This is a genomic window from Candidatus Melainabacteria bacterium (genome assembly GCA_003963305.1).
Taxonomy (GTDB): domain Bacteria; phylum Cyanobacteriota; class Vampirovibrionia; order Obscuribacterales; family Obscuribacteraceae; genus PALSA-1081.
In genome coordinates, this window is the sequence record RXJR01000036.1 from 85,237 (window position 1) to 106,818 (window position 21,582).

The 21,582-nt window shown below is 49.3% G+C and carries 16 protein-coding genes and 1 pseudogene; 10 read left to right on the forward strand and 7 right to left on the reverse strand.

Translation table 11 applies throughout. The features are described from left to right. Positions 1–354: 354 nt before the first annotated feature. The gene (locus EKK48_30515; protein RTL34914.1) at positions 355–1,356 is read left to right on the forward strand and encodes a hypothetical protein; all 1,002 of its coding nucleotides are present in this window, start codon (positions 355–357) and stop codon (positions 1,354–1,356) included. A 33-nt stretch (positions 1,357–1,389) separates the two neighbouring features. After that, positions 1,390–1,574: pseudogene (locus tag EKK48_30520) on the forward strand (hypothetical protein). Here the strand turns inward: EKK48_30520 and EKK48_30525 are convergent. Both EKK48_30525 and EKK48_30530 read right to left on the reverse strand, forming a co-directional pair. Beyond that, the gene (locus EKK48_30525) at positions 1,528–2,784 is read right to left on the reverse strand and encodes a glycine C-acetyltransferase (GenBank protein RTL34915.1); all 1,257 of its coding nucleotides are present in this window, start codon (positions 2,782–2,784) and stop codon (positions 1,528–1,530) included. The pseudogene EKK48_30520 and the gene EKK48_30525 overlap by 47 nt on opposite strands. A 50-nt stretch (positions 2,785–2,834) precedes the next feature. Continuing rightward, entirely contained in the window at positions 2,835–4,001 is a 1,167-nt protein-coding gene (locus EKK48_30530) for a hypothetical protein (protein RTL34916.1), read from the reverse strand. Positions 4,002–4,394: 393 nt separating this feature from the next. Here EKK48_30530 and EKK48_30535 point away from each other — a divergent pair, with 393 nt between their 5' ends. Next, positions 4,395–4,730, forward strand: coding sequence for a hypothetical protein (locus EKK48_30535; GenBank protein RTL34917.1), 336 nt, complete (start codon positions 4,395–4,397; stop codon positions 4,728–4,730). A 178-nt stretch (positions 4,731–4,908) separates the two neighbouring features. On the opposite strand, the gene EKK48_30540 is transcribed toward EKK48_30535, so the two are convergent. The 3 genes from EKK48_30540 to EKK48_30550 all read right to left on the reverse strand — a co-directional run bounded on the left by EKK48_30540 (position 4,909) and on the right by EKK48_30550 (position 8,700). Beyond that, positions 4,909–6,084 carry a trans-2-enoyl-CoA reductase family protein gene (locus EKK48_30540; GenBank protein RTL34953.1) on the reverse strand — a complete coding sequence of 392 codons (1,176 nt, stop codon included), beginning with the start codon at positions 6,082–6,084 and terminating at the stop codon, positions 4,909–4,911. Between the two features lie 97 nt (positions 6,085–6,181). Beyond that, positions 6,182–6,670 carry a thioredoxin family protein gene (locus EKK48_30545; GenBank protein RTL34918.1) on the reverse strand — a complete coding sequence of 163 codons (489 nt, stop codon included), beginning with the start codon at positions 6,668–6,670 and terminating at the stop codon, positions 6,182–6,184. A gap of 59 nt (positions 6,671–6,729) precedes the next feature. Beyond that, complete coding sequence (locus EKK48_30550; protein ID RTL34919.1) at positions 6,730–8,700, reverse strand: DUF885 domain-containing protein; 1,971 nt, start codon at positions 8,698–8,700, stop codon at positions 6,730–6,732. 223 nt (positions 8,701–8,923) lie between these two features. Here EKK48_30550 and EKK48_30555 point away from each other — a divergent pair, with 223 nt between their 5' ends. From EKK48_30555 to EKK48_30575, 5 genes are all read left to right on the forward strand, one after another. Further along, positions 8,924–9,757 (forward strand): electron transfer flavoprotein beta subunit/FixA family protein, encoded by an 834-nt coding sequence (locus tag EKK48_30555; GenBank protein ID RTL34920.1) that lies wholly within the window; start codon positions 8,924–8,926, stop codon positions 9,755–9,757. Further along, entirely contained in the window at positions 9,757–10,896 is a 1,140-nt protein-coding gene (locus tag EKK48_30560) for an electron transfer flavoprotein subunit alpha/FixB family protein (GenBank protein RTL34921.1), read from the forward strand. Before EKK48_30555 ends, EKK48_30560 begins: the two co-directional genes overlap by 1 nt. Then, positions 10,880–12,595 (forward strand): electron transfer flavoprotein, encoded by a 1,716-nt coding sequence (locus tag EKK48_30565; GenBank protein ID RTL34922.1) that lies wholly within the window; start codon positions 10,880–10,882, stop codon positions 12,593–12,595. Before EKK48_30560 ends, EKK48_30565 begins: the two co-directional genes overlap by 17 nt. Before the next feature lie 188 nt (positions 12,596–12,783). Continuing rightward, complete coding sequence (locus EKK48_30570) at positions 12,784–14,877, forward strand: hypothetical protein (GenBank protein ID RTL34923.1); 2,094 nt, start codon at positions 12,784–12,786, stop codon at positions 14,875–14,877. A 44-nt stretch (positions 14,878–14,921) separates the two neighbouring features. Further along, complete coding sequence (locus EKK48_30575; GenBank protein ID RTL34924.1) at positions 14,922–15,704, forward strand: class I SAM-dependent methyltransferase; 783 nt, start codon at positions 14,922–14,924, stop codon at positions 15,702–15,704. Positions 15,705–15,708: 4 nt separating this feature from the next. Here EKK48_30575 and EKK48_30580 read toward each other — a convergent pair whose 3' ends face one another. Both EKK48_30580 and EKK48_30585 read right to left on the reverse strand, forming a co-directional pair. After that, the gene (locus EKK48_30580; protein RTL34925.1) at positions 15,709–16,518 is read right to left on the reverse strand and encodes a hypothetical protein; all 810 of its coding nucleotides are present in this window, start codon (positions 16,516–16,518) and stop codon (positions 15,709–15,711) included. Between the two features lie 122 nt (positions 16,519–16,640). After that, complete coding sequence (locus tag EKK48_30585) at positions 16,641–18,155, reverse strand: tetratricopeptide repeat protein (GenBank protein ID RTL34926.1); 1,515 nt, start codon at positions 18,153–18,155, stop codon at positions 16,641–16,643. A gap of 260 nt (positions 18,156–18,415) precedes the next feature. Here EKK48_30585 and EKK48_30590 point away from each other — a divergent pair, with 260 nt between their 5' ends. Then, positions 18,416–20,863 carry a hybrid sensor histidine kinase/response regulator gene (locus EKK48_30590; GenBank protein RTL34927.1) on the forward strand — a complete coding sequence of 816 codons (2,448 nt, stop codon included), beginning with the start codon at positions 18,416–18,418 and terminating at the stop codon, positions 20,861–20,863. Positions 20,864–20,870: 7 nt separating this feature from the next. Further along, positions 20,871–21,503, forward strand: a complete 633-nt coding sequence (locus tag EKK48_30595; protein RTL34928.1) for a response regulator transcription factor — start codon at positions 20,871–20,873, stop codon at positions 21,501–21,503. Positions 21,504–21,582: the final 79 nt, after the last annotated feature.

Here is a 21,582-nt window from a genome sequence, read left to right on the forward strand (position 1 = left end):
ATACGTAGTCGGACACTTTAATTATTGACAACAACCTGAAAACAATACAGTTGCCGGTTCCGGCTATTAGACCGAGTACAAAATTGCTCCGGACTCTAGAAATATCGAGAAGTGGACATGTACGGCTTTGATAACTTACCCAATTTCAAGCTTTTTGAACCACAAGACCAACCAAACGGGCGTTTCCGGCAAAATTGAACAGATGACGCTAGAATTCAAAATAACTGGATTTTCAAGGGTTTCCAGGCTTCATCCGATTCTGTAGGCTAGTGCAACCCAGTCTTCTCTATAAGGTTTCATCCCGGCAGTCTAGTCGCCGAAACGCAGAGAGCTCAGGCAGAAAGGCAACACTTCATGGCAACCGTACTACTCGGACATTCCAAAATTACCAGCCTGGTCGCCGTCGCGCTGTTAGTCGGCGGTTCTCTAGGTGGTTGCGCAAAAATAGAACTGAGTTCTAAGAAGCCGTCGACGACTGCAACTACAACCGCCGCAACAAGCACCAGTCCGACGACACAAGCCAATTCAAGCCCCCCGGGTCAAATGCAAGCCGGGCAGGTGCCTACATCCGTCGCTGGCGACTGGAAAGTCGGGTTTCAGTTCAACACAAGCACTCTCAATTCCACGTTCCATCTCGATCAAGTCGGTCAAACTTTTAAGGGCACAGGCACCGATGACCAGGATGGAAACGCCTTCACCATCGAAAAAGGAACAGTCGCAAACGGGCAGGTGCATTTTTTCAAGCAGTACCAGGGCAATCCGCCAGTTGAATACAGCGGCAAACTGGAAATTCAAGACGACGCCACTTACCACGGCCCATACATGAGCGGGGACTACACAACCGCTTCCAACGGCAAGATCATCAGCAATATCTGGGAAGCGCAAATGATTCTCCCAAATAATGGATTGGCAGGCGCGCCTCCACCTGACCAGGCACCGCCTAACCAGGCTCCGCCGCCCGACCAGCAAGCACCGCAACAACCAGAACGAACCCTCCTATCCAACTGGCCAGCCGACCGGGCCCCCCATCTTTCAGGCAAGTGGGACGTCGGCTACGAATACAATTTCAAAACGATGCGCTCTTCCATGTTCATAGAACAAGATGGCGACCGTATAACCGGTCACGGAGTCGATTTGAACACCAAAGAAAAATTCACGATCGAAAAGGGTTGGTATCACTATCCCAAGATAACGATCATTCGCAAATATACAAAAGGAAAGAATCAAGCCAGTTCAAGTCGAACAATGGCATTCAAAGCTTCGGTCAGTTTCGTCAACGACAAAGACTACCAGGGACCATACATGAGTGGAAAGACTCAAGGTGGTGGCAACTGGGAAGCTCAGCGCGTCGAGTAGCGGTCAAGACACCCACGCTCAAGGCATCCACACTCAAGACATCCACGCTCAAGACATCCACGCTCAAGACATCCACGCTCAAGACATCCACGCTCAAGACATCCACAGTCAAGACGTCTACGCTCAAGACATCTACGGTCAAGACATCTACGCCCAACGAAACGACGCGCGCTAAACGACGCCCAGCTTTTTGCCGACTTTCTGGAACGCGCTCAAGGCACGGTCCAAATCTTTGGTTTCATGAGCTGCAGAGATCTGCACTCTCAAACGAGCCTCTCCGCGAGGAACAACCGGGAACCACAAACCGCGTACATAAACACCTTCAGGAAGAAGCTCGCGACTCATGTCCTGAGCAACCGACGCCTCGCCAACCATGACAGGCACGATCGGATGCTCACCTTCGAGAATAGTGAAGCCAAGATTTTTAATTTCTTTGCGGAAATACGCCGTATTTGCATGCAATTTTTGAACCAGGCTGTTGTCTTCTTCAAGCATCTTTATTGCTTCAATAGATGCACACACTATGGGCGGTGGCACGGTATTTGAGAAAGTATATGGTCGTGACTTTTGACGCATGTACTCAACCAGCTCTTTCTTACCAGCGATGAATCCGCCGGAAGCGCCACCAAGCGCCTTGCCGAGAGTACCTGTGATGACGTCGATCTTGCCATGCACGCCACATTGCTCCGGCGTGCCCCGGCCAGTTTTGCCCAGAACACCGGTAGCGTGAGATTCGTCAACGAATAGCAGGTGATTATGCTTGGCTGCCAGTGCAACAAAATCTTGCAAGGGAGCGTACTCCCCTTCCATACTGAAAACACCGTCCGTAGCGATGATGCTCAATCTATAATCTTTGCACTCATCTTCCTGAATCCAGTCAGTCAACTGTTTAAAATCGTTGTGCTTATACGCCCTTAAATCAGTTGTTTTAGTTGCCTGGCGAGCCAATCTGATACCGTCAATGATACTGGCGTGATTAAGGGCGTCACTATAAATCACATCGCGATATTCTGACTGTCCAAGGTCGCCTGAAAGAAGAGCGGTGAAGAAAGCCTCGTTTGCAGCGAAACAAGACGAGTGCAAAATAGCAGCTTCTACTCCTAAGAAGCTGGCAATTCGCTCTTCCAATTCGGAATGGATTTTCTGAGTGCCACACAAAAACCGCACCGAACCCATTCCGAATCCATAGCGTTCCAGACCTAACTTCGCAGCTTCACGAACACGAGGATGATTGGCCAGACCGAGGTAATTATTCGACGCGAGCATAACAACGTTCTCGCCATGAACACTGACCGTCCCGCCTTGCAGTCCATCAATAGGAACCTCGTACTTAAAAGTCTTCGATTCCTTCGCATGATCTAGCTCCTTAGCGAGCGACGAATATAAATCGCGAACACCAAGTTTATGATTTTTCGATGAAGTAACCATGCTGCAAGCCCCTTGTTGGTCAATGTTCAGTCAGTATGTTTCCGTACGAATTACTTTTTTCCATTGGCAGTAGGAGTAAAGACGAGCTTCATTTCCTTGCCACTGGCAAGCGCGCCAAAGGCATCCTCGTATTCATCCAATGCGTAATCTTTCGCGCTGATTATTTTGTCCAGCTTGTTTTGCAAATCGAATCTATCGCAACGCAACATGCGCAGCATCGTTTCCCATGTGTCGAACATCTTTCTTCCGAAGATTCCCTTCACAGTAACGCTCTTCCAGATCACGGCATTGGCGATGTCGAAATTAGCAAGCGGCTTACGAGCAATACCAAGCAAGATGACAGTGCCACCATTGCGAACGATTTTAAATGCGTCAGTGTAAGCAGCAGGCGATCCAGACATCTCCAAAACGATATCCACACCGTTCGACCCGATTTCGTGCTTCTCAACCGATTGATACAATGCAGTCGATCCTTTTGTCACGTCAAAACAATCGTCAGCACCAAACTCGCGAGCCAGCGAGAATCTCCGGTCTACATCGGCAGCTTCGGTGAGATAGATGCGCGAAGCACCATAATCACGACACAAAAATGTAGCCATCAAACCTAACGGCCCGGCACCGAGAATTGCCACCGACTTGCCGCGCACATCAGCCTCATGGACAGTGTGAACAGCATTGCCAAACGCATCCAACAAGGCGCCGATGCGAGTAGGGATTCGCGATTGATCACCATTTTTACCAAGCAGAATGACATTCTTGTATGGAACAGAAACGCTCTCCGCAAAGCATCCATCGAGGTGCACGCCTTTGACTCGCACTTGAGTACAGATATGTTCGTTGCCTGTCCGGCAGAGCATGCAATGACCACAAGAGAGATGCATTTCAGCGGTGACGTAATCGCCCGGCTCAATCAGAAGCTGCTCTGGTACATTGCGCCAGTGATCGCGCCCTACACCGGCTCCTACCTTCTCTACAATTCCGCAAAACTCGTGACCAACGACTATTGGTTTGTATCCAGCGCCGTTAGTGATGTAACGCTGCATCTCATTGCGGATGCCTTCGTTATTGGCACTGCTGTAAATGCTCTTATCTGTGCCGCAAACCGCCGTAGCCAGCACTTTAATCTGAACATCATCGAAGCCAAGCTCAGGAACCGGCACATCTGTGCGCAGAGTCATTCCGTCTTTACTCACATCTTCTTTCACAAGACACTTCATTGTGGTTTCCGCGTGGGCTCCTTTGTTGACTGTGGCTAATTGAGCGATAGACGCCAGATTTCGTCAAAAAACTGTACCGGAATTCCCCACTTATATACAAGGGAAGACGCGTCGCTGCTTAGTTGCGGAATTGTTAAGGCGCGTTACAGCGATACACTCTGAAACATAGTGCAGGACTGTATAACGGTCAAAAGATAAACCCCTCTAATTTTTCCGAACCCTCGAAAAGCCGCCCAGTCTGCGGCTCAAGATGCGATCTCGTCGACCGTGAAACCGGAAGAGATAGCTGAAAGCTATGCTCAATTAGCGTTTGTTTAGTTGCCAAGTTCTACCAGACTGCTAGATTACTGGGGTGGCACTAAACAATTTCTTTATATTCGGGAGCACATGGCGATGGACTTTGACCCAACCAATGAAATGAACTTCGACCCAATCGTTTACCGACCTGCTGCAGACGTCGTGGCTTCTTTCGTAGCAGAAGCTTCGATTGTAAGAACGATTGTGCAGGGCAGCGGTGGTCCGGACAACTCTGAAATTACTGAAGCAGGACTGAGATTTGTGCGCCATCTCATGGCGACATCAAAAACAATGCGCTTTGGGTTTATGCCTAACTTCAAAGACATGAATGCAATCAGAGAAGTCGCCCGCGAATTCATCAAGAAGTGCGGCGGAGCCACACACGCACTACAGACTATGTACAACGTGATTCAGGTTGCCGAAGCGAATTGATTCCCGCCTGGATATCCGCGAATCCTTGTCGTGCTCAAACTCAACGCTTAGATCCGCCCCTGAATTATCAGTTTGACAGCAAGATGAACTGATCTAAAAGACAACCAGATTATGAAGAAAACAAAGCCCCGCTTAGAGCGAGGCTTTTTGTTTGTGGATGATTGTTGAACGACTTAAACTAAACAGCAGGATCCACTTCTTTTTCGTAGTCCACGCCTGGCAATCCGAAGCCAAACAACTTGAGAAATTCTGTTTTGTATCCCTCAAAATCCGAAATCTCGTTCAAATTTTCGCTGGTCACTTTATCCCACAGAGCCTGAACTTTGGCTTGCGTAGCTGCATCCATCTCCCAGTCATCAATCCGAATTCGTCCTTCTTCATCCAGTCTTGGACGATTACCGTTATACAGTTGCGTATTGAACAATCTGTAAATCTGCTCGATACAGCCCTCATGAGAATTCGCTTCTTTCATGACTTTGTAGAGAAGTGAAATATAAAGTGGCACCACAGGAATGGCAGAACTCGCTTGAGTTACCAGAGCTTTATTCACGGATACATAAGCCTTACCGTGAAGATCCGAAAGTGCCTTTGTTATGTCCACAGCAGCGACTTCGACATCCTTCTTGGCTCTACCAATGGTGCCATCACGGTAAATCGGCCAGGTTACCTCGGGTCCGATATAGGAATATGCAACTGTGACCACGCCATCCGCCAGAGCATCCGCCTTCTTCAAAGCATCAATCCAGAGACGCCAGTCATCGCCGCCCATGACCTCGACCGTGTCCTGCATCTCCTGCTCGTTGGCAGGCTCAATGCTGACATCTTTGACTACGCCTCTATCAGTATCCAGAGTCTTATTTGTAAATGTACTGCCGACTGGCTTCAGAACGGACCTGAAGGTCGTCCCAGTCTTAGGATGTGTTCGCACCGGTGAAGCCAGGCTATACACAACCATGTCGACTTTGCCCAGGTCGTCTTTTATCGCTTTGATCGTCTGTTCCTTTATGGCATCTGAAAAAGCGTCGCCATTAATATTCTTTGCATACAACCCGGCAGCTTTGGCAGCTTTCTCAAAGGCAATGGAGTTATACCAGCCGGCCGTAGCTGGTTTACCGTTCTCGCTTGGTTTTTCGAAGAAAACACCGATTGTGCCAGCCTTTCCTGCAAAGGCAGCGGTGATGCGTGAAGCCAATCCGTATCCGGTCGAGGCGCCAATCACAAGTACTTTCTTGGGAGTGCCTTGAATCAATCCCTGTCCCTGGACATAATCAATCTGCTCTTGCACGTGCGCGGCGCAGCCGGTCGGATGCGCGGTCACACAAATAAAACCGCGGATTCTAGGCTTGATTACCATTGTGCTCTTTTCACCGGTCGTACTCATGGGTCATTCTCTCTCTTGGGGATGTATGAATTCATTCACAGATCTAGCACCACCATATCTGGTGCACGGACTAGTGATGCTTGGGTGCCTTTTTGGCAATCTTCACTAACTTTGCTTTATATTGTTCAGCGTCGAAATAACCGAAAATTCGGCCCAACACTTTTCCATTGGGTGCAAAAACCAATCCAGTCGGGTATGCCGAAACGTCATTCTTCTCGGCAGTACGCTGCCCCTCGGCGTGGTCTTCCGCATTCAACTTGACCGGTATGAAGTGCTCGTTCAAATATTGCTTAAATTCAGAATCTGCAAATGTTGTCTGGTCGAGCCTTTTGCACCATCCACACCAGCTTGTGTAGAAATCGGCTAAAACGAGTTTATTCTCCTTTTCGGCCTGGTCTAGACTCTCACTGAAGTTCGTGCGCCACTCGCCTGCCGCTTCAGCGGATGCAGGCGGTGCAGATTGACTATCACCGTCATCAGCCAACGCAGGTGCCAGGCTGAGTTGTGCAGCAAGCGCAAGAATACTCAGCAGCGCTAAGTTTTTTCGAGCAAATATCATTTCATTCTCATATAAAAGTAGGTTGAGCCCGTCATTCTAATACAACTGTCTAATTTGAGCTATTTTTCAGGTGTAACGATCATTTCCTCTCGAATGATTTTGACCGGCGGATACCCGCCACTCAAGAAGCGGTCATGGAAGTCACGCAGGCTGAACTGACTTCCTTTTAATTTTTTGTAGTCATCTCTGAGCGCCAGAATATCGAGCTTTCCGAGCGTGTAGACAAGATAGGTGGGGTCGGAAGTGCCGCGCTTGGCTTCGCGTTCGGCATTGGCTTTTTCTTGATATCCCTCTTCGACAAAGAACTTCACGCCATCCTGTAACGACATGCCGCGGGTATGCATTTTGATGCCAACAATGTACCTGCAGTTACGCAGTAAGGCATCGTGCAGTTGCACCAATTTGAGCTTCTTGTCACCTTTGTTGAAGCCCTCGTCCAGAAGCATTTGCTCGCAATAATGTGCCCATCCTTCTTCAGTCAATGCCGAACCAATCAGCCTTCTCACCTTTGTTGGAGCAGTCTGTTTAACATGCAGATACATAACGAAGTGCCCGGGATAAGCCTCATGAATGCTTGTGCAAAGCAAATCGCAATTGCTGAAAGCGCGCATGTGCTCCTCAACGTGCGCCGGAGTCCAGTTGGGCTCGGGTGGCGTTACGTAATAAAACGACTGCACAGCTTTCTTTTCGTATGCGCCGGGCACATCCAGCGATGCGAAAGTCAATGCCCGCATAAAAGATGGCGTATCAGTGACAATGGGTCGTTCGGGAGAAGCGATCGTAACAATCTTCTGATCTGTACAGAATTTGCGTATGCGCTCGAGCAAATTTCGAATATCGGTCAACAGTTGAGTCGGCTTCGGATGCTCCTTTGCGACGTCTTCATAACATTGCTGAGGAGTTTTACCGGCATCAATCTCTTTGGCCAGCGCGACGAATTCGGATTGCAAACGCTTAAGCTCTTTGTTGCCGCGCTCCAAGAGCGAATCAATAGGTTCGGAAACCATCTCCTGATATAAGAGTTTCTTGCGGTAAGCTTCCTCGCCATAGGCAAAATCTCCTTTGCATTCGCCTTTAGCAATCATCTTCTCCAGAAATGACTGGTAGTCTTTCAGCGCTGTCACGCAATTGCCGGTAGTTTCAGCCAACTGAGCTTGCAACTTCTCGTCTTTTACCCCCTTGAATGCACCCGGCACGAAATCTTTGAAGAACTCCACTGCGCCGGGCAATTGCTCGACTGCAATCTCGGCATAGATTTTGGGCACCAGGTTGGCATCAAGATTCTGCTTGGCAAATTCGAGAGCTTGCGGAATCTGTTTCTCACGGGCAATTACATCTTTCATGCGAGTTTGGATAGGCGCAAAATCACGCTTAACAAGGTTGAAGATGCTTGAACTCACACCCGTTGAATAAATATCCGGGTCTTTTTTCCACAACTTCAGCTCGTCACAGTTGAGCAAGTCGTTATTAATATGACCGAGCAACATTTCTCGATCGTGACGGAGATTTCGCGACAAACTCCTGGGATCGAGTGAGTTGAGCGTATCGCGATAGCTCTTCAAACCTGCAATTCTGGCTGCAACAAACTCAGCTGAAAGATTTTCCAGCTCTGTGTCGTGTTCGTGAAAACCAGATTGCGTTGCCCAACTCGGGTCTAGCTTGAACATATCTTCAAAATACGAATCAGCAATCATGCTGAAATTTTGATCACCAGTCAAACCTGCCCTGGGCTGAGGAGCAAGGATTACAGGCGGTTTACCTGAGAGAGGAGCTGGCTCGGTTTTTAACTCAAGACTCTTTTTTTCAGCAACAAGAACCTTTGATTGGTCCCGACTCAATTCAACATTCGATTCGACAGTACGAATCTGCGACTTTGACTGGATTTGATTTTTTCTTTCGGAAAGCTTTCGCGATGAGTCAAGCAGGTCTGCTCCAAGCGCGCCTCGAACAGGGCCCAGAATGCTGCCAGCGGCAATTAGGGTCGAGAGCGAGCACGCCTTTGCAACGCCCCTGAACTGTCGCTTATTCATCTTCTTTTTCCTCTTAGCTGAATTTCATCCCGAGTCGAGAAATCATACGCTGCTCGCAATATTGAAAACCTTATGGCGGCAAAAACAAAGAAAGCATTACGGAATTCGCTGAACCGCCGATTAGCGCGTCAAATAGCAAAATTCTCAGAGCTGTGATCTCGCGTAACAATCCGAGTTTCGGCGAACAATATATGTAATATTGATCTGGGAGCTCAGGAGAATTATGTCAGGCTACAACATTTTCGTGCTCGTCAAACAGGTCCCAGACCAGGGATCGAAGGCGGGCATAAATCCAGACGGTACGATTGATCGGGCAAAAGCCAAGCGGATGTTGAATCCGTTTGACAGATATGCCCTGCAAGCTGCTTTGCACACGAAAAAATCATATGGTGGAACGGTCACCGCAATTTCGATGGGACCGCCGCCCGCTGTTGAGATTCTCATGGAAGCGCTTGAACACGGAGTAGATCGCGGTTTCCTTCTATCAGACCGCAGATTAGCTGCCTCCGACACATTGGCAACAGCTTATGCGCTGTACAAAACAGTTTTATACGCAGGCAAATTCGACATCATCTTTTGCGGACTGCAAACCACCGACGGTGACACAGCACAGGTCGGACCGCAATTGGCTGAACGTTTGAATTTACCGCAAATTACCTATTGCGAAGATTTCGCCATCGAGAACGGGCGGGTGCAAGCACGCCGAATCATCGAAGGCGGAATTCAGAGAGTCAGCACAGGTATGCCCGTGCTCGTGACCGTTGCAAACTCTTATCATCCACTTGAATACAAATCATTCAGGGGTGCCTGGAGAGTACAGCAACTGGCCAGAAGACAGGAAGAACTGAAGCAATACATTCAGACAATCGACCTGGATTTGATCGGCGCCGACGTTGAACGCTGCGGTTTGAAAGGATCGCCGACCATCGTTGCCGCCACCGAAAAAGTCGGTGAAATTGGCGGCAGCTGCACAATGCACGAAGGTCACTCACCAGACGAAATGGTCAAAGAAATCATCAAAAGCACAGGCATCCGCGAATACTTGGTAGCAAAATAATGAGCGAAGAAAATACACCGCAACAAACACCAGAAACAGTGCCAGACGTTTCGCAATTTTGTCCTAAGGGCGATGTGCTGGTCGTAGCAGAGCACATCCTTGGCGAACTGCAACCGGTCACTCTCGAGCTGCTCGGGGCCGGACGCATTCTCGCCGATAAGATGGAACGCAAGCTCATTTGTATCGTCATGGGTCACGAAATCGGTGATATACCGCAAAAAATGATCGAATACGGTGCAGACAAGGTTTACGTCGCCGATCACGAAGCCTTGAAGAACTATCGGACCCTGCCTTATCGCCGCGTCCTGGTGGATTTTCTGGAGTCGCTGCCTGAGCCACCACATACGACCTTGCTCGGTTCGACGACTACCGGTCGTGACCTGGCACCGCGTATCGCCGCTCACTTCGACACCGGGTTGACTGCTGATTGCACTGAACTCGATATCGGTCCTTACGAGCACAAAAGCAAAGTCGATCCCACCAAGATTGGACTCTATCCAAACTGCTTGTATGCGATTCGTCCGAGCTTTGGTGAAAGTTTGAAGGCGAGAATTCTCGGACCCTGGAAGAATCCGCAGATGGCTACCACCAGACCCGGTGTCATGATTCCGAACAAGCCTGATTCAAACAAAAAAGGCGAAATCGTCAAAGTCCCCGTTAACTTGAAAGAAGACGATACGAGACTGGTTGTCGAAGAAACCATTCGCGAAATGTCTAAGGGAATCAAGCTCACAGAAGCAGACGTAATCGTTGCCGGCGGCTATGGACTGGGCACTGTCGAGGGCTTCGAACTGGTCAAAAAATTGGCCGCCTGTTTTGAAAATTCCGCTATCGGTGCATCGCGTAAAGTCGTAGACCTGGGCTGGATCCCCTACCAGCATCAGATCGGTCAAACCGGAAAAACAGTTAGACCGAAGCTCTACATTGCGTGCGGTATCTCGGGTGCGATTCAACACCGCGTAGGCATGTCGAAATCGAACATCATCATTGCAATCAACAAAGATCCCGATGCAGCGATATTCAAATTCGCGCACCATGGTATCGTGGGCGATTGCTACCAGATCATCCCTGAGATGATCAAACAACTACAGGAAAACAAAGTGAAGCGGGAGGTTGAGGCAGTTGTCGGAACGCATTGAATATGACCTATTGCTCGTCGGTGGTAGTCCATCGAATCTGACACTTGCGTATCATTTCCTCGAACTGGCTAAAGCCAGCGGGAAAGAATTCACGATTGCCGTTCTGGAAAAGAGCAAAGAGTTCGGCGCCCACATCATGAGTGGTGCCGTCTCCAATCCTCACGTTTTGGAAAAGGTCTGGCCTAACTACAAAGAATTGGGCTTCCCAATTGAAGCAACCTGCACCGACAGTAATGTGTCAGTGCTCGGGCTGGAAAAGAAGTGGGATATACCAAATGCCATGGTGCCAAAAACCATGGACAAGACCGGTTACCTCGTTCTCAGCTTGAGTTTTGTCACCAACTGGATGGCACGCCAGCTCCAGGAGAAAGCAAAAGAAGTTCCAAACATCTCAATCGATTTGTTTACAGGCTTCGCCGCTCATGGTGTAGTCTTCGAAAATGGTCGCGTTGCAGGCGTTAGCGTCAGCGAAGATCCAAAAGGCGAAGACGACTACGTCTACGGCAAATTTACCTGCTTCGGCGACAAAGGCTTTATTTCCCGAGACGTGATTGACCACTTCAAACTACGTGACTGTCCACAAATCTGGTCTGTCGGCGTAAAAGAAGTCTGGCAGTGCAACGAATCATATGAAGGCAAGGTCTGGCACACACTCGGCTGGCCGTTGCTGGAAGGCACTTTCGGCGGTGGCTTTGTCTATGGAATGAAAGACAACAAGCTGACGATTGGTATGGTTATCAGCCTGGATAGTCGTGACCCAAATATGAATCCACAGCAGAAGCTGCAAGACTACAAGAAGCACCCATGGATTCAAAAAATGATCAGTGGTGGCAAACTTCTCAAGTATGGTGCAGCCTTACTTCCTGAAGGTGGATACTACTCACTGCCAACGAAATTCGCTGTTCCCGGTGCCTTACTTCTCGGCGATGCGCTCGGCGTTCTCGACGTGAAGAACCTGGCTGGAATCGACCGCTCCATGGAATGCGGCTACATCGCAGCAGAAGTCCTGCATGATGCCCTGGTCAAACAAGACTACTCAGAAGCAGCACTGGCACCATATCAGGAGCGCCTGAAAGACAGCTTCGTGATCAAAGAATCTTACGAGAACAGGTACTTCCGCTGGGCCTTCATCGAGAATCCAAAACTGCTCGGTGAGTATCTGCCTGAAGTAGCACGCAGCATCGACAAATCATCAGCCATGTTTGGTATGTGGAAGGTGTGGTTTAAGCATCCATTCGGTGCTCCAAAAGACGGCGTCAGATCGCTGGGATTGATTAACGGCAAGTTCAACATCGGACCGATCAAATACGAAGCCGACTACAAGCACATCATTCCATCGTTCGTCGCTCCTAAATACGAAGAGCCTCAGTACGACAAATCGACGATCTACTCACGTGCCGACGCTGTTTTCTATGCGTCCACGAAATATCACGAAGGCAACAACCACATCGACGAGTTCAACGCCCAGGTGTGTGTTGAGTGCATCAAACGCTACGAAGGCGTCGATAAAACGACTCCTTGTGTCGCCGACTGCACGGCCGATGTCCACAGAATCGATATCGTCGACCAGATCAGGAAGCACGGTATGTCTTTAGAGAACTGTGTGCACTGTCGAACCTGCGAAGACGTTTGCCCCGAAGTTAATCTACGGGTCAAACCGACGGCGCAAGGCAGTGGTCCAGATTTCCTTGGACTATAAAAGCTCGAAAGTCTGAATGGTGCCGCCTTCTATAGAGGGCGGCACTACCCCTTTAAGTTTTAAACTGATATCAGCTTAAAATGCTGATTAGAGGCGCTTGGCACACCATAGCAGTGCGCCAAAACGCAACGCCATTCGAGCATTCCCACAAACGCAACTGTCATTTTTGGGGGATGGGAATCTCCCTATTGAGATCGGGTCCCCGCGCACGTACATTTGACCCTGTACCTTCAGCGGAACCAAATACTCTGTTCGATTCAGCATTAACTGCGAATCCATCGGCGCCAGCCAAGCCTTCCGAAGCTCTTGAGCTTTTAAGGCAGGACATTGCCGCCCATCATGACCAGAAAGCAGGCCAGAGTTATCTGGGTCAGGCAATCTCTGCCGTTACCAGCATCGGACGACCGGATACATTGACGCCGGTCGAGCAATTGAACGACCAGCTCAAAGAGGCAGTTAGAAAAGGCGACACAGAAACGGCCGTTAAGTTGTCGGCGGAAGCACGGGGTCTCGTGACGGCCGACAAACAATCGCTCAATACAGAGCAGATGATCAGCCATTATGGCGCTGAAATGGTCAAGACTGCCGGTCTCTTCGTTCCAGGCAAGCCTGGCTATGCCATCTCAGGCGCGGCTTACGCCCTCGACCAGGCAAAGCCAAGTGATTCACTTTCGAACCAGCTCATCGATGGAAGTCTCGGTCTGACAAAAGGACTGGGCTTGAAAGGCAGCTTCGACTACCTGGGCGCCAAAGACATGGGAATTGCCCTGAAAGCTGTAAGTCTGGGGGTCTCAGTCCGCGTTCTTGATAGTGCATTAACCAGACAAACTTACACGGGCGCAGATGGCCGTTTTGATCTGGCGGATGGTTTGACAAAGACTTTCGACACTTCTTTCAACAAAGGCGCTCTGGTATCAGATGTAGTGACTTTCGGCGTTGCGCACAAAGCTCTGGGAGGCATCAATGGTGTCACTGGTGATGCTCTAAAGAAGAGTCCATTCTGGTCAACAGTGGCAACCGGCGCCGTTTTTGGCGTATCAGCAGGAAGTGTGCAAGAAATCAACCGGCAGCAGCAATCGGGAGAGAAGTTCGACATACAGAAGATACTTACCTCGGCGGCATTGACTGGTGTCACCGACATGATCGCTGCTGCGCCGGGAGCCAAAATGATGAGCAGCATCCAGCGCCAGAGAGCAGTTACTCTAGACGAGACAACCGGCAGAAAAGCGGAAGAAATCGATGGCGCGGAAAGAAGCAAGATCACTCCAAACATTCAAAGGAATTTTCCAGAATCCAATTCGCGCGAATTCCAGCTCATCGGCAACGGACGCAACGTAATCGAGCAACTGCGCGCCGCACCAGGTGAGCCTGTACTAGCCGCAGTGCGCGAAGTCACGGCATCAGGAGTGCTCGGACCGCCCAAAAACCTGGTCATCCAACACGTCGATTCGCAAACTAATGGTTCTGCCGGTTCGGCCGTCGATGCAATCAAGTGGGGCACATTTCGTGGTGCAGATCTTTTAGCCTCATGTAATCCTGAACTGCTGCCGCAATCGCTTCGTTCGAAACATATCATGCCCACTGCCGAAAGTGTCTATTTGACACAAGATCAAACTGGTCGACTTCGCTTTACGGATTCGGAACCGACTGCGCTCAAGCCAGGAGAATCACAACCCGTAAAACTCGACAAACCGATGCAGCAATTCAACGCCGTCGGCACTGTCAGCGACATTATGCGCAATCCAAACCTTCCACAGTATATTGAAAACATCCATGACAAAACAGCAATCGCAAAGGCGATGCTTCACTTCAAGACGCCAGTGCGATACTTCGATAGCGGCGCAGACAATATTACCTTCGAAATGCCAGACAGAAGCATCCTCAAGGTTACAGATCGGGGATGGGATCCGAGCTGGGGGAGCCGAGAAATCTGGACAAAGAACGGTCCAAAACTGACAGATGCACTCATTTTGCGCAAACCGCAGACAATCGAGTTACCGGATACTTCGGTGACTTACTTCGTTCAAAAGCGATTGGTCAGCCCGGTCACTACAGCGCAATTGCGTTCGTTTGACCGACTGATTGAAGAAGACGGCACTTTCAAATTCTGGGACAATGACTTCGGCGAACACGGTCGCAGGCAAGTGGGAATGGATCCCCAAACTCATGAATTGTTCTTAATTGACTATGATGCAATGCGGCTGCCACATCAGGTTCCGAAATACGCAGCAGAGTCGCAGGAAACTCTCATCGATCGTATTTTAGATCGCTACGACGAATAATGAATTGGCTGGACACAAAACTCTCCAAAAGAAATTGACACGGCATGGATTGGCAAGAGAATTCGAAATTCTGGAATGAAAATGCCGAGGTCTGGACATACCTGGCCAGGCGAGGGCGCGACGTTACCAGAGACAATCTCAACACACCCGCATTTTTAGCCATGTTGCCCGATGTGAGCGGACTACGGGGATTAGACATGGGTTGCGGCGAAGCCAACAACACTCGACTTGTAGCCCAGCGCGGCGCCACCATGGCCGGTATCGATTCATCTGAGGTATTTATACAACATTGCATCGAAGCAGAAAAGGAAAACCCACTGGGAATCCAATTCAGTATCGCCAGTGGTGACCAATTGCCATTTGAAGATAATTGTTTCGACTTCGTCATGGCGACAATGTTTCTAATGGATGTTCCTGAGCCGCTAAAATGCATTCGCGAAGCTTTTCGGGTGCTCAAGAGTGGTGGCTTTTTCCAGTTTTCGATCACACATCCTTGCTTTCAAACGCGTCGCTGGCAGTGGGTTAAGGAGAACACGAAGAAAGTCGGCGTTGTTTGCGGTGACTATTTCCAGGGAGTTCAAGGAGAAATTCATACCTGGACGTTTACACATTCATCCGAAATCGAGAAACGGGAATTAGCAGATTTCAAAGTTCCGACTTACTACTTTACTCTCAGCGATTGGCTCAACTGGCTGATTGAGACCGGTTTCACCATGGAGAGATTTCTTGAGCCTACTGTAGATGCAGACACAATTGCCAAGTTTCCCGGTCTAGACGGGTGGGACAAAATAGCAGGATACCTGCATGTTCGTTGCCGGAAGCCATAACCTTTTACTTGCTCGCCTTCAACATAAGAGCGCTCTCTTTTGTTTTACCGGCAGCTTTCAAAATGGTGCTGTAGTCCTTCAAAACTGGCTTCCAGTAGGTCTCAGGCAGTGCAATTCGATCAACAGACCAGGCCTCGATCCACTTTCCGGGGGCAGTCGTTTTATCACCTTCCAGGCCTTCTAAATAACAAAGTTCCTGACTGGCATCCAGACAGAGCTGCAAACGCTGAGCCGCCTGTTGTGGCTTATGAGCGGCTAAAAGTGCAAACGCCTGTTTGCGCCCACCATCAAGAATTGCTTTGACGTTTTCGACAGTTATGTAGTTGTCCGGATAAAAAATTGCGTGCTCTTCATTGGCAAAAGCTTCGAGTTGCGCATGAGTGCCGGTCAGAGCAATCTTCGTGAGCTGATCGACCTGCTCCTGAGAATCGTCCCCATCCTTTTTCCCCACAAAGACTACTTTGGAGCCATCCCAGGTAAAAGTTTGTCTGGTGTAGGCAGCGCTTCCGGGATACTGAGAGATTACATCGATGCGCCCATTGCGACCAATAACGTCTGTTTTCGCTTCATTGATTTGCACCTTGAGAGGCATCGGCTTCTTCCAGACAACTTTTTCACCATTAAGACCTTCGAGCCATGCTTTCTGAGGAGCATCGCCAACAGCATCTGCAAAATAAACACTGAGCTTGTGAGCCCCATTCTTCTTAAGCGAGTTCGCTGTAATGACATCAGAGGTAGTATCAGCCAACGCGGGCATCTCTGCGCCCGCTGCACAAACAAATAGAATAGAGAGAAACGCCAATTTCGTCTTCAAGACAATAACCTCAAATTTGCGACCGAACATATAACGCCAGGCATTTGAAAAATAGAAGTAGCGATTGCCGTCTAATCAACAGTTAATCCACTGTCGTCTTTTTCGGTTCACGGTTCAATTGGCTACTTGGTAATTGCTGCGGCGTTCTTTGAAAGAATTGCGTCAGCGCACTGACGAATGTGATTGGCCGATTCCTGACGATGCGTTTCTTCCAGGAGTTTGGCATAACACTCGAGCATTTGTCCGACCACAGTGGCCTCAGCGCCAAGAGCCTTGGTTTGTCCGTCGATAGCGCGCAGGTAATAAATCTCCGACTCGTCATACTTTTGCTTGCGTCGCAAAATTTCAGCAAGATAGAAAAAGCATGTAGCGATGTCTGTGTCGACGACGGCGTGAGACGGCTCCAGCAGTCCGATCAAACGCTTGAGCAGAAGTTCGGCGGCGGAATAATTATTCTCGAGATAACGAGACTGCGCCAAATTTTTCAGGCAAATCAACAACTCCTGATTATTCTGAGGAGACTCACTCTGACGTATCGACAGCAGCCGTTCCCAGAGTACTGAAGCCTGCGCATACTGACTGGCATGAGAATAATGGTGAGCCAGTTTTTGCAACGTCACTGCATTATCCGGATGCGACGGAGGCAAACGTTTCTCATAAATGGCCAGGGCGTCCTTGTAGAGTTCCTCAGCCTTATCCGGCTCGCCGTCAGCTTCATGCACGTCGGCTAGTTCTACCATCGTTACTGCGACAACAGGATGGCGCTCGCCGAGGATGCGTGTCTTTATCGACAGGATACGTTTGTAGAGGTTCTTCGCCTCTGAGTATTTTTCTCTAGCCGCGTTGAATTTAGCCAGGCTGGACATGCGTTGCAATACTTCCGCATCGCTAGGTTCGATAGATTTTTCTTCCAGCTCGAGCAGTCTCAATTCCAAATTGGCCACAGCTTTCTTATCATTCAGCTCGGTGCAAACTTGCATGAGATTGCGGATAACTTCGCTCAACTCAGCGCTGTTTTTGCCCAGACTACCCTCCAGAATCGCCAGTGCTTGTTCCCACAAGAAGCGCGACTGCTGGTACTTTCCCTGGTCCTGGTAAAGTTTGGCCAGATTGCTGAGACCGATTCCAACCTCGGAATGTTTAAAGCCAACTGCTTTCTCTAAAATTATCAAAGAGCGCTTATACGCTTTCTCAGCCTCTTCATATTGTTTCTGACCGGCATAGACAAGCCCCAAATTGGCCAGGCTGGCTGCCACCTCAGGGTGCTCAGCACCAAGCGCATACATATAAACGTTGTGCAGGCGCTTGCAAAGCGGTTCCGCCTCGGCGTAACGCTCCTGAAAGAAATAAAGTGCCGATAGATTATTCAAACTGGCAACGATGTCTTCATGCAGGCTCGGCAACAGCCGCTCTCGAATCGTCAGAGAGCGGTCGTAAAGAGGTTCCGCCTTATCGTACTTGCCCTGCTCAAAATAAATCTCAGCCAGATTGTCCAGGACATTTGCGATTTCGAGCTCATCGCCAGTGTCTTCGACCTCTCTCAGAGCAGCATGCATGAAGTTCTCGGCCTCACTGTAGCGCCCCTCTTGGAACGCTTCAGCGCCTAGTTCCGCAAAACTTTTCTGGCTGTCATTCATATGTTGTTGTCTAAACGGCGGAAAGATAATTGATAACTGCCCATTTAACGGCTCGAAGTATCTTAATTTTGGGGGTTCTGAGGAGAGTTATTTTAGGGCAAATTCGGGGCATGAGCATTGTGACGCGAACCAAATTATCACGAAGAATCGAAAGATTCTGACAGGCTTACTAATTGAAAGCAATCATATCTTCGTTATCCAGGTGCTCACGGCGCCTCCCCTTACCCATCGAACGAAGAATTGAATGAGAGCAGCAGGCGATGAGCACCGCTATTAACGTACTAATCATCGACCACAATCCCGATGACGCACGGGTGCTACAGCAGCTTTTAAACAGCAGCGAAGTAGGCAAATTTGTCGTCGAGTGCATCCACAACCTTCAAGACGGACTGCAGCGCTTGAAGAAAGGCGGCGTGGACGTGCTCTTGCTTGATTTATCCATGCACGAAAGCCAGGGCCTGAATACATTTTTGACGGTGCGCAAAGAGACCGATAATATTCCCATTGTCGTGCTCACAGGACTCGATGAGCATGCTGTCGCTTTAGAAGCCGTCAAACTGGGCGCTCAAGACTACCTGGTTAAGCGAGATCTCAACTCCAACTGGCTCAGCCGAGCGCTGCTTTATTCGATTGAACGATTCACCGCCAACACTGAAATCAAGAAGCTGAATGAAGAGCTCGTAAAAGCTCGTGACGAAGCCCTGGCAGCGGCACGATTCAAAGCCGAATTTCTAGCCAATATGAGCCACGAAATTCGAACCCCCATGAACGCTGTCATCGGCATGAGCGACTTGTTACGGCGCACCAGCTTGAACGCCGAGCAAAGCAAGTTTGTCGAGGTGATTAAAAGTGCGGGGGGTGCACTGCTCAATGTCGTCAACGACATTTTGCTCTTCTCGAAGATGGAAGCAGGACGATTTCCCCTCGAAAGCACTGAAGTGAACGTACTCGAGTTAATCGAGGGAGTAGCCGAAATCCTTGGCGGACCGGCGCGTCTCAAAGATATTTCCTTGATTACCTTTGTCGAACCGACAGTTTCAAAAGTAATCATAGGAGACCCGACCAGACTGCGGCAGATCCTGCTCAATCTTGGCAGCAATGCCGTGAAATTCACAGACCACGGCTATGTTCTGATCAGTGTCTACAATGAACCAAATGCGGAAAACACACTCAGATTCGCCATTGAAGACAGCGGCTCAGGGCTCGCACCCGACACCATGCAAAAATTATTCAAGCCGTTTTCTCAGGGCATGGATAAAGCCGCCACTACAAATGGTGGCACTGGATTAGGGTTGGCGATTTCGAAGCTGATGGTCGAACTGATGGGTGGGGAAATTGGAGTAACCAGCGCCAAGGGCAAGGGCTCGACATTCTGGTTCAAGCTACCGGTCACTTTGAGCGAAAATCAACCCAAAGAAACCTTCAATCCAACTGGCCGGATTCTTGCCGTTAACTTCACGCATAGGGAATTGGAGCATCTGCGAAAATTCACCACACATTACGGTATGGGATTTGGCAGCGCCGCAGATGCAAAAGAAGCAATCTTGGAAGTCGAGCGCGCTCGAAAGAACGGCAGCATCTACGATTTTGCACTGATCAATGTTGATCCGAACAATCTCGATCGAACCACTGTGCCTTCAGACCTGGCAAAACTCGTCAATCAGCTCGAACTCTTCGGCATATTGCTAACCAACTTCGACCAGGCCGCCCTCGGCGAAGATGCACTGAAAGCCGGATTCTCCGCCTATTTAACTCGCCCACTCAAACAAACACAGTTGCTTCAATGCCTCGATGATCTTTCAAACGGCAAAAAGCTCTCACCGTTCAGCCGCGGACCGGGAGATGGAAAGAAGGAGCAGTCACTCGACCCGACATTGAGAGTTCTTATCGTCGAAGACAATCCTATAAATCAAGAAGTCGCCAATCTACAATTGAAGAAGTTGGGTCTGTCAGCGTTGATTTGCAGCAACGGAAAAGAAGCGGTGGATCTCGTCAAGAAACAAGAATTCGACGTTATTCTCATGGACTGTCAAATGCCTGTCATGGATGGATTTGAAGCAACTCGTCAGATCCGTGCCCTCGGTGATCAGTTGAAGACTACACCGATCATCCTTGCCATGACAGCAAATGCTATGGAGGGCGACCGAGAAGAGTGCCTGGCCATGGGAATGGACGAATACGTAGCCAAACCAGTGACAATCGATGGACTGCTACATCTACTCAGCAAACTGCTTCCAGATCGACTGGTTGACTTCAAGACGCACGACATACGTTTCCAACTGGAACGCTCGTCCCGCAGTACCAATCTAATCTCTGAAGACGCCACAAAAGTGCCGCAGCCGTCAGCACAATCAAGCGAAAAAGCACTCGACACTGAAATGCTTACAGCCAATTTTGGCTGGGAAAGCGCATGCAGACTGCTGACAATGTTTGCAGAAGGAACACCGGCAATCTTAGACAAGCTTGACAAGGCTATAGCAGCGGCCGACAGCGCCCAGGCAAAAGCCAACTCACACGAGTTGAAAGGCTATTGCTCGACCATTTCAATGCATGAGATGGCAACACTGAGTAAACAGATTGGAGATGAAACACGCGCCCAAAATTGGTCGGAAGCGCGTAAACTTTTCGAGAAACTAGTAGCTGCATTTGATAAAGTTCGTCAAGAAATTGAATCTACTATCATGATTTCTACCACTTCAAACACATGAGGCACTGATGTCTGACGACACTATTTCTATATACCTGGTCGAAGACAACGAACTGATTCGTTCAGCTGTGTCAGTTGCCCTCAATGGAATCAGCGGTTTCAAAGTCGTCGGCGAAGCAGCCGACGGAGCCACCGCCATCGACCAGATACTGGCCAGCCCGCCTGATTTGGCTCTGGTCGATATTGGATTGCCCAAAGTGGACGGCATCGAAGTGACGAAGACAGTTAAACAGAAACTGCCATCATTGAAAGCAATAATGCTCACTTCACATGATTCAGACGAAGATATGTTCGCGTCATTTCAAGCCGGTGCAAACGGATACATAATCAAGGATGGTTTCAGCAAAGCAAAACTTGAGGTAGCAATTCGCACTGTCAACTCAGGCAGTTCATGGCTAGACCCGCTGATCGCTCAGCGCGTTTTGCAAGTAGCAGAAAATGCCGACAAACTGAATTTGACTCGCAACGAAAAATCGTATTTAGAGAAGGTCGCACACGGCGATTTGAAAGAGAATCGAGCCGCTACAGACCAGGCGCAGGCCCTGAAGGAACTTGCAGACGATCACATGGACGAAGCCTGGGATTCATTTATGAATCGGCTGATGGGCTTTAAACAAAGCACAAACGAAGAGATGAATTAGCCAACCCCTATCGCGAGCTGGATTAACTTGGTCAAAGTCTGCTCGATTGGACTTTGCAGTTAATTTCGCTTTTTGACAC